The sequence below is a fragment of the Nonomuraea sp. K271 genome, from assembly GCF_009908215.1.
GTDB classification, from domain to species: domain Bacteria; phylum Actinomycetota; class Actinomycetes; order Streptosporangiales; family Streptosporangiaceae; genus Nonomuraea; species Nonomuraea longispora.
The window spans coordinates 20257-29191 of the sequence record NZ_JAAAHR010000124.1; the positions used below are offsets into that span (position 1 = coordinate 20257).

Annotated in this window: 9 protein-coding genes and 1 tRNA gene; 6 read left to right on the plus strand and 4 right to left on the minus strand. The window is 69.6% G+C overall.

From position 1 onward, the window contains the following. Positions 1-76 precede the first annotated feature (76 nt). The 5 genes from GUY59_RS47795 to GUY59_RS32965 all read left to right on the plus strand — a co-directional run bounded on the left by GUY59_RS47795 (position 77) and on the right by GUY59_RS32965 (position 3885). Positions 77-1285: a DUF2510 domain-containing protein gene (locus GUY59_RS47795; protein WP_201761631.1), complete on the plus strand. Its 1209-nt coding sequence runs from the start codon at positions 77-79 to the stop codon at positions 1283-1285. A 68-nt stretch (positions 1286-1353) separates the two neighbouring features. Then, positions 1354-1947 carry an oligoribonuclease gene (gene orn, locus GUY59_RS32950; protein WP_132335841.1) on the plus strand — a complete coding sequence of 198 codons (594 nt, stop codon included), beginning with the start codon at positions 1354-1356 and terminating at the stop codon, positions 1945-1947. Between the two features lie 67 nt (positions 1948-2014). After that, positions 2015-2087, plus strand: a tRNA-His gene (locus GUY59_RS32955). A gap of 157 nt (positions 2088-2244) precedes the next feature. Continuing rightward, positions 2245-2469: a helix-turn-helix domain-containing protein gene (locus GUY59_RS32960; protein ID WP_132335839.1), complete on the plus strand. Its 225-nt coding sequence runs from the start codon at positions 2245-2247 to the stop codon at positions 2467-2469. Positions 2470-2664: 195 nt separating this feature from the next. Beyond that, the gene (locus tag GUY59_RS32965) at positions 2665-3885 is read left to right on the plus strand and encodes an NAD(P)/FAD-dependent oxidoreductase (protein ID WP_138204648.1); all 1221 of its coding nucleotides are present in this window, start codon (positions 2665-2667) and stop codon (positions 3883-3885) included. A gap of 6 nt (positions 3886-3891) precedes the next feature. Here the strand turns inward: GUY59_RS32965 and lat are convergent, their stop codons facing one another. From lat to GUY59_RS32985, 4 genes are all read right to left on the minus strand, one after another. Continuing rightward, positions 3892-5160: an L-lysine 6-transaminase gene (gene lat, locus GUY59_RS32970; protein WP_138204651.1), complete on the minus strand. Its 1269-nt coding sequence runs from the start codon at positions 5158-5160 to the stop codon at positions 3892-3894. Positions 5161-5218: 58 nt separating this feature from the next. Beyond that, positions 5219-5734: an HdeD family acid-resistance protein gene (locus GUY59_RS32975; protein ID WP_236667732.1), complete on the minus strand. Its 516-nt coding sequence runs from the start codon at positions 5732-5734 to the stop codon at positions 5219-5221. Positions 5735-5833: 99 nt separating this feature from the next. After that, complete coding sequence (trhA, locus tag GUY59_RS32980) at positions 5834-6481, minus strand: PAQR family membrane homeostasis protein TrhA (RefSeq protein ID WP_132335831.1); 648 nt, start codon at positions 6479-6481, stop codon at positions 5834-5836. Positions 6482-6550: 69 nt separating this feature from the next. Then, positions 6551-8086, minus strand: a complete 1536-nt coding sequence (locus GUY59_RS32985) for a penicillin-binding transpeptidase domain-containing protein (RefSeq protein WP_138204655.1) — start codon at positions 8084-8086, stop codon at positions 6551-6553. Between the two features lie 24 nt (positions 8087-8110). Here GUY59_RS32985 and GUY59_RS32990 point away from each other — a divergent pair. Beyond that, the coding region (locus tag GUY59_RS32990) for a spermidine synthase (RefSeq protein WP_330849258.1) at positions 8111-8935 on the plus strand (825 nt) is incomplete at its 3' end.

Consider the following 8935-nt stretch of genomic DNA (forward strand, 5'->3'; position numbering starts at 1 on the left):
CGCGGCGCCTGCTCCGGGCGGATCCCTCCCGCGTCGGGGGTCCGGCTTCCCGCGAGAGAGGACTAATCTGACGAACATGACCACGCAGACCCCCGCGGGCTGGTACCCCGACCCTTATGGAGAGCCCCGGCTCCGCTGGTGGGACGGCAGCCAGTGGACCGACGCCACCCACGCGCAGGATCCACCTGCCGGCGCCTCCCAGCAGCCGGTGACCGGGCCGCAGCCGAACCGTCCCGGTTTCGAGCCGCACGGTCCCGGGCCTCAGTCACCCTCGGGACCGCAGCCGTCCTCCGGGCCGCAGCCGTACGCGTCAGGACCGCAGTCACACGATCCGGGGCCGCCGCCTCCCGATCCCGGGCCGCACTCGCCTTCGGGACCGCAGCCGGGCCCTGACGGGCCGGTGACACCGGCCAACCCCACGCTGCGGTTCGGGCAGCCGACGTACGGCCAGTCGGCCTACGGCCAGCCCGCGCCGTCGGCGCACCAGTGGGACGGTGTCCCGCTGCCGGGGCCGGGCTACGGCCCGCCCCCCAAGCAGGGCAACCCGATGCCGTGGGTGTTCGGCGGGCTGGCGGCGCTCGTGGTGGTCGCGCTGATCGTCGTCGCCGGGGTCTTCTTCGTCAACAACAACGACACCGAGCCTCTCGCGGGCCCGTCGCCGACGGACACGTTCCAGCCGGAGCCGCCCAGCAATGAGCCCCCCTCCATCCAGCCGCCGCCCAGCCAGGGCGCCGCCGAGCTGCCGCAGCCGGTGAGCGGCCGTGTCACCGACCCGCAGGCCGGGGTCTCCTTCGAGGTGCCCGACGACTGGACGGTGCCCGAGGCGAACACCGTCAACGGTCCCGACCCCACCCAGCAGAAGTGGTCGAGCGGGGTGCAGAAGACCTCGCACGAGAACTATGACGGCGAGGGCGACTGGATCGGCAACGTGTTCGCGGGCGCGCTGAACCCGATCTACCCCTACGCCGGCACCTCCGGTCTGGGCGACACGGCCAAGGCCGTCTTCATGACCTTCGGCAGGTACTACCAGCTCCCGCACGAGAGCAAGATCGTCGAGGACAAGGCGACGAAGATCGGCGACCGCGACGCGTGGATCCTGCGGTTCGAGCTCGACTTCAGCAAGGTGTCGGAGGACAAGGACTACAAGTGGAAGAAGGAGAACGGCGCTATCGTGCTCATGGATCGCGGCCAGGGCCTGCGGCCGGCCATCGTCTACGTCTCCGTTCCCGACAATCTGGGCACCGATGTGGTGAGTGAGGTCGTCGGCTCGCTCAAGCCCGCATGACCTGTGGCACTAGTCTGGTGGGGTGACAAGCGGGCGGATCGCTCCGAGCCGCTGTGCGAGGAGATCGAATGAGTGACGTGCTGGTCTGGATCGACTGCGAGATGACCGGGCTCGACCTCGGGCGCGACGCGCTCGTCGAGGTGGCCTGTGTCATCACCGACAGCGAGCTCCGGCAGCTTGACGAAGGTGTCGACGTGGTCATCAAGCCGCCGCCCGAGTCACTGGAGCAGATGTCGCAGGTCGTGCGCGAGATGCACACCGCCTCGGGGCTGCTGCCCGAGCTGCCGGGCGGCGTGACGCTGGCGGAGGCCGAGTCGCTGGTGCTCGACTACATCCGCCGCCACGTGCCCGAGCCGAAGAAGGCGCCGCTGTGCGGCAACTCGATCGGCACCGACCGCACGTTCATCGCGCGCGACATGCCCGGGGTCGACGCCTTTCTGCACTACCGGATGATCGACGTTTCGTCGATCAAGGAACTGGTCCGCCGCTGGTATCCACGGGTCTACTTCGCCGCCCCCGAGAAGCAGGGCGGACACCGTGCTCTGGCGGACATCACGGAGAGCATCAGGGAACTCCGCTACTACCGCGCCGCGATCTTCGTGGCCCAGCCTGGGCCCGATTCGGCTACGGCCAGATCGCTCGCCGAGCGTGTCGGCAACTAAACGAGTGGCGTAAAGACTCCCGAACGACGCTACACTTTTCCTGTGCCACCACACGGCGGTGGCCATGGTGGGTGTAGCTCAGTTGGCAGAGCGCCAGGTTGTGGTCCTGGATGTCGAGGGTTCAAGTCCCTTCACTCACCCTCGCCCAACGGCCGGTCCTCAGGGACCGGCCGTTGGCGTTTTCTCCCAACAACGCCCCCAAATCCTGACAATGCGAGTTATGCTCGCTGTCTACCGCTAACGCCGGAAGCACGGGGGCCATCGGCGATCTGACCGTCTCGCGCCCCCGGAGGCCGGATGAGAGTCGACGACGCAGCGTTCGATAGCGTGTTCATGTCCCTGAGCAAACGCGAAGCCGAGGTCATGGACCTGATCGCCACTGGCCAGTCCAACGGCCAGATCGCGCAGCGCCTGTTCCTCAGCGAGAAAACGGTGAAGAACCACGTCAACCGCATCTACGCCAAGCTCGGCGTCAGCTCACGGGTCACCGCCATCGGATTGTGGCAGTCACGCCAGAAATAGCCGCCCGCCCGGGAACGCCCGCCGGAACGGGTTCACCGGTGGGCGTTCCCCCATGCGCCCTGAACGGGCCGGACCGTGGCGGGGACCACCCGGCGTGACCTGCACGGAGCACCCTCATTCTCCCGTGGTGGTTTAAAAGCCACTGTCGGTGCCATAGGCATGCATGACGCCGTTCGCGGGGGAAAGGGACCTGACATGGCCAGAAGACCACGAGTCATCGTCGTAGGAGCCGGCTTCGCCGGGCTGAACGCGACCCGGGAACTGGCCAAGGGCGGCGCCCTGGTGACGCTCGTCGACCGCAACCCCTACTCGACCTTCCAGCCGCTGCTCTACCAGGTTGCCACGGCGGGAATGGGCACGGCCGACGTCTCCTACCCGATCAGGACCTTCGCGGCCAGGTGGCCGAACGTGCGGGCCCGCCGGGCGGCGGTGAGCAAGGTGCTGCCCGCGGAGCGGCGGGTGGAGTTCGAGGACGGCAGCGGCCTCGACTACGACTACCTCGTCCTGGCCACGGGCGTCACCACCAACTGGCTCAACGTGCCGGGCGCGCCGGAGAACGCGCTGCCGATCTACTCGCTCGGCGACGCGGCGGTGCTGCGCCGGCGACTCCAGCACTACCTGGAGGACACCGCGGCGGGCCGGCGCGACAGCACGCACGTCGTGGTGGTGGGCGCGGGCGCGACCGGCGTCGAGATGGCAGGCACGCTGGCCGAGCTGCGCCGGCACACGACGCCGCTGACGCACCCGGAGGTCCGCCCCGACCAGACCAGCGTGACGCTCGTCGAGCGGTTCGACTTCGTGTTGTCGCCGTACAAGCCGCGGCTGCGGGACGCGGCGGCCGAGGCGCTGCGCAGACGCGGGGTACGCCTGCGGCTGGGGGCGACCGTGGCCTCCGTCGAACCGGACGCGGTGATCCTGGAGGACGGCACCCGGCTGCCGAGCGACGTGACCGTGTGGGCGCTCGGCGTGGCCGCGCCCAAGCAGGTGTCCGACTGGGGCCTGCCGCAGGGCAAGGGCGGCCGGGTGACGCTGACGGAGGCGCTGAACGTACGCGACCATCCCGAGATCTTCGTGGCCGGTGACCTTTCCGGACAGCCGGACCCGCTGCCCCAGCTCGCCCAGCCCGCGATCCAGATGGGCAAGCACGTGGGCCGGCAGGTCCTGGCCGCCGCGCGGGGCAAGCCGCTGCAGCGCTTCTCCTACCGCGACCCGGGCATCATGGCCACCGTCGGCAAGGCCGAGGCGGTGTTGCAGCTCGCCAACGGGATGACCATGCGCGGGTTGCCCGCCTGGCTGGTGTGGATCTTCGTGCACGTGGCGTACCTGCTGGGCGGGCGCAACCGGGTCAACGTGCTGATCAACTTCTTCTGGCGCTACTTCGGGCCGCGCCGCACCGCCACCAGCGTCACGCAGTGACGCCCCTCAGAGCGCCTCGGCCACGGCCGCCATGCCGTGGTCGATGTCGCTGTCCAGGATGTTCAGCGCCGGCCGCAGGCGTACGGACCGAGGGCCGCACGGCAGCACCAGCACCCCCTGGTCCTCCCTGAGCCTGCCCACCAGAGCGTCGCGGGCGGCCCTGTCGGGCAGGTCGAACGCGCACATGAGGCCCCGGCCGCGTACGTTCGCCATCGACTCGGGGTGCTCGGCCTCCAGCTTGGTGAGGCGTTCGAGCAGCACGGTGCCGAGGGTCGCGGCGCGCTGGATCAGGCCCTCGCGCTCGATGATCTCGAGGATGCCCCGGCTGCGCACCATGTCCACCAGGCCGCCGCCCCACGTGGAGTTGATGCGGCCGCTCACCTGGAACACGTTGTCCGGCACCAGGTCCACTCTGCGACCGGCCATGATCCCGCCGACCTGCACCTTCTTGGCGAACGCCACCACGTCGGGTTCCAGCCCGAGCTGCTGGTAGGCCCACGGCGTCCCGGTCGTCCCGCCGCCGGTCTGCACCTCGTCGAGGACGAACAGGGCGTCGTACTCGTGGCACAGGCGCTGCATGGCCTGGAGGAACTCCGGCCGCATGTGGTTGTCGCCGCCTTCGCCCTGGATGGGTTCGGCGATGAAGCAGGCGATGTCGTGGGGATGGCGTTCGAACGCCTCCCTGGCCTGCGCGAGGGCGCGCTGCTCGGCCGCCTCGACGTCGCCGAAGTGGATCGCGGGCACGTCGATGCGCGGCCAGTCGAACATGGGGAACCGGTCGGTCTTGCCCGGCTCGGTGTTGGTGAGGCTGAGGGTGTAGCCGCTGCGACCGTGGAAGGCCTTCGTCAGGTGCAGGACCTTGGTGCCGAGATCGCGCGAGCGGCCCGCGGCCTCGTTGCGGCGGCTCTTCCAGTCGAAGGCGGTCTTGAGCGCGTTCTCGACGGCGAGGGCGCCGCCCTCGACGAAGAACAGGTGCGGGAGCGCGGGGTCGCCGAGCACACGGGTGAAGGTGTCGACGAAGTCGGCGAGATGCTCGGTGTAGGTGTCGGGGTTGGCCGGCTTGTTGCGGGCGACCTGGCCGAGGAGCTGGGTGAAGTCGGCGTCGAAGGGCGGGTTCACACCGAGGGGGGCGGAGGCGAAGAAGGTGTAGAAGTCGAGGTAGCGGCGGCCGTCGCGGGCGTCGACGAGCCAGGAGCCACGGCTGAGCTCCAGGTCGAGCACCAGGCGGTAGCCGTCGACGAGCAGGTGGTGGGCAAGGCGGGTGTGCACGTCCATGGCGCCTCCACATAGGGTCGTACGTTCCTTTCGAGGAACGCCTTCTCATATGTAAAATTTACGGCACAGTAGGGCTAGAAGTGAAGTTCTTCACGCGAAGCGCCAGGGCGATCTCGGCGATGCCGTACAGGATGGCGAAGGCGCCGACGAGCCAGACCAGGCTGAGCAGGCCCGCTCCCGGCCAGATGAACAGCAGGACACCGAAGATCACCGACAGGATGCCGCCGACGATGAGCATCAACTCGTTGTCGATGTCCTTGCGCAGGTGAACGCCGGCGACGATCTCGGCGACGCCGGAGAAGATGGCCCAGAAGGCCACGACGTAGAGCAGAGCGAAAGAGGTGATCCCGGGCCAGGCGAAGGCGAGGACTCCGGCGATGATCCCGATGATGCCGGAGACGATGAGCCAGGCTCGCGACCTGGCTCCGTGGCGGAAGCCGGACAACAGTGCGAACACCCCGTTCACCAGGGCGTACGCGGCGAAAAAAATCACCAGCACGAGCAGCGTGATGCCCGGCCAGATGAGCGCCAGGAAGCCGAAGACGATGGCGGCGAGGCCGCGTACCAGCAGCATCCACCATGAACTCGCGATATCCCCCATGCTGGTCTGTTTTCCGTGATGCGCCCGGAAACAGACCAGCACCGGGTCAAATATCAGTGACCTGGGGCCGCTTCACCCGTGCGAGTAGACCACGATCGAGACCGCGATGTACTGCACCAGGTAGGCCGCGATGGTGCAGGCGTGGAAGACCTCGTGGAAGCCGAACCAGCGGGGCGCGGGATCGGGCCGGCGCAGGCCGTAGACGATCGCTCCCGCCGAGTAGAACACGCCGCCGACGGCCACCAGCACGACGGCGGCGACGCCCGCGCCCTGCAGCAGTTGCGGCATCACGAAGACGGCGGTCCAGCCCAGCGCCAGGTAGAGGACCGTGTAGAGCCAGCGCGGGGCGTTCATCCAGAACACCCGGAACAACACGCCGGCCAGCGCGCCGCCCCAGATGACGGAGAGCACCGCGATCCTGGCCGCTCCGTCCAGCGCCAGCAGGGCGAAGGGCGTGTAGGTGCCGGCGATGATCAGGTAGATGTTGGCATGGTCGAACCTGCGCAGGAACTCCGCCAGGCGGGGGCCCAGCGTGCTGCGGTGATAGGTGGCCGAGATGCCGAACAACAGGGCCGAGGTGATCGCGTAGATCGCGGAGGCCAGGCGGGCCTGCAGGGTCGGGCCGAGCGCCACGAGCACGAACCCCGCGACCAGCGTGACGGGCAATGCTCCGGTGTGCAACCAGCCCCGCAGCCGTGGCCTGACGGTGAGGGTCGTCATGCAACCTACGGTACCGTAGGTTAGGGTTCGGCCCCATGTGACGGACCTCTCATCGCGGGCTCACCGGGCTCACACCCCGCGCAGAAAGCGGGCCGCGACGGGCACGGCCGCCCGGCGCCCCGATCCCCCGTGCCGGACGAACACGCAGAAGGCGAGGTCGTCGCGGTAGCCGATGAACCATCCGTGCGAGCCCTCGCCGTCCCGTGCCTCGGCCGTGCCCGTCTTGCCCGCGACCCCCTCGGGCAGCCCGGCGTCGCCGGCCGTGCCGTGGTCGACCACGGCGGCCATCATGTCGCGCAGCGCGCTCACGACCGCCTGGTCCATGGGCACGTCCTCGTGCGGCGGGCCGTCGATGCGGCGTACCTGCTCCTTCGTCAGCAACCTGGGCGAGCGCCAGACGCCACTCTGCACGGCGGCGGCCACCGCGGCCATGCACAGCGGAGTGGCGACCACCTCACCCTGGCCGATCGCGTCCGCGCCCAACATGTCGAGGTCGTCGGTGCCGGGTACGGTGCCGCAGGTCCCGCCGACGCCGGTCGCGATGCTCCTGCCGAACCCCCACGCGTCGGCGGTCTCGCGCAGCGTGTCGGCGTCGATCCTCGTGGTGGCCTGCTCCACGAAGGTCGTGTTGCAGGAGTGGGCGAACGCGTCTGTGAAGCTGACGACGCCGCGGTCCACCTGGCCGTCGTTGCGGAAGGCCCGGTGGAACGGGATGGTGTACGTGCCGGGGCACTCGACCTGCGCCGACGGGTCGAGCCCCGACGCGAGCAGCGCGGCGGCGGTGATGGTCTTGAAGACCGAGCCCGGCGGGAAGACGTCGCGTACGGCACTGTGATTCTCACCGAGGCGGTCGGCCAGCGCCAGGATCTCGCCGGTGCTCGGCCGGATGACGATCATCGCCGAGCCGTCCACCCCGTCCAGAGCCCGCGCGGCCGCCGCCTGGACCGCGCGCGACAGGGTGGTGCGCACGACGTTCGCCTCGGGTGCGCGGGTCAGCACCCGCGTGGCGAGCCGGCCCGGGACCTTCGACACCAGCTCCCAGCCGTGGCCGGCGGTCTCGAACTCGGTCGTGAGGGGATCGAGGTACGCCTCCGCGTAGCTGTCGTTGGGGATCCTGTGGCCCTCCCTGGTGGCCGGCTCGGTCGCCGGCGCCTCGATCTCGCGCAGCTCCAGCGTGCCTCCGTCCTTGAGCAGCGGGTGCAGTGTCTCGGGGGACCACAACACCTTCCAGGTCCGCCCGCGTACGCCGAGCCGTAACACGCCGGCCCACGGCCACGCCCCGAGCTCGGCGAGCTGCCGCACCCCCGAGAAGGGCACGTCGGCGCTCTCGTCTCCCGTGTTCGCCACCTGGCCCGGGCTGAGCCGGACGGACTCGACGTGCAGTTGCTCCGTCAGCGCGCGGTGCCGCTGCGAGAAGTCGGAGGGCGGCCGGTGCACCAGGCGGGCCATGCCGGAGATGTCGCCCTCGCGCCACGCCGCGAAATACGACGCGGCGGTCTCGGAGGCGCTCCCCCGCACGCGGTTCGACGCCACCACGGCGAACGCGCCCGCACCCAGTATCGCGACGAAAGCGATAAAGAGCACCATCATTCTTCGACGTCGCATACGGTTCTCCCAGGAGGGATCAGCGTGGCACGTGGACAGCGGGAACCGATGCCCGGCCTTTATCCGGTGACGTTCGGCGAGATCGAACTCCTCCGGGATCTGGACAGGCAGGACGGCTGGGTGCTGTCCAAGGATGGCGTACCTCAGTCGTACGTCGATCTACAAGACCCGACATTTCTGGAATTCGAGTATGTCCGGCTCATGGCCGACGTGATCGACCTTGTGGAGGAAGGCCCGCTGAGCTGCCTGCACGTGGGTGGCGGCGCCTGCACGATCCCCCGTTACGTCGCCGCCACCCGCCCCGGCTCCCGCCACATCGTGATCGAACCCGACGGCCTGCTGGTCAATCTCGTACGCGAGCAACTGAACCTCCGCTCCGTCCCCAGGCTGAAGGTCATCGTGGACGGAGGCCGCGAGGGCACCGCCAAGATCTGGGACGCCTCGGCCGACCTGGTGGTACTCGACGCCTTCTCCGGGGCGACGATGCCCGTCGAACTGGCCACGGCCGAGTACATGGGCGACCTCGCGCGTGTCCTGCGCCCGTCGGGCACCCTGCTGATCAACCTGGCCGACGGCAAGGGGCTGGCGTTCGCCCGGCGCCTGCTCGCGACCGTGACGGGCACCTTCGGCCACGTGGCCCTGATGGCCGAGCCGGGAGTCATGCGCGGCCGCCGCTTCGGCAACCTCATCGTGGCCGCCTCCCGCACCGGCCTCTCCCTCGACCTGCTGAGCCGCAGGGCGGCGGGGGGCCTGACCCAGGCGCGCTGCGTGCACGGCGAGGCCCTGAGCAACTTCATCGCCGGAGCCGCCCCCATCAACGACGGCGACCCCGTCCTGGCGCCCGTCCCC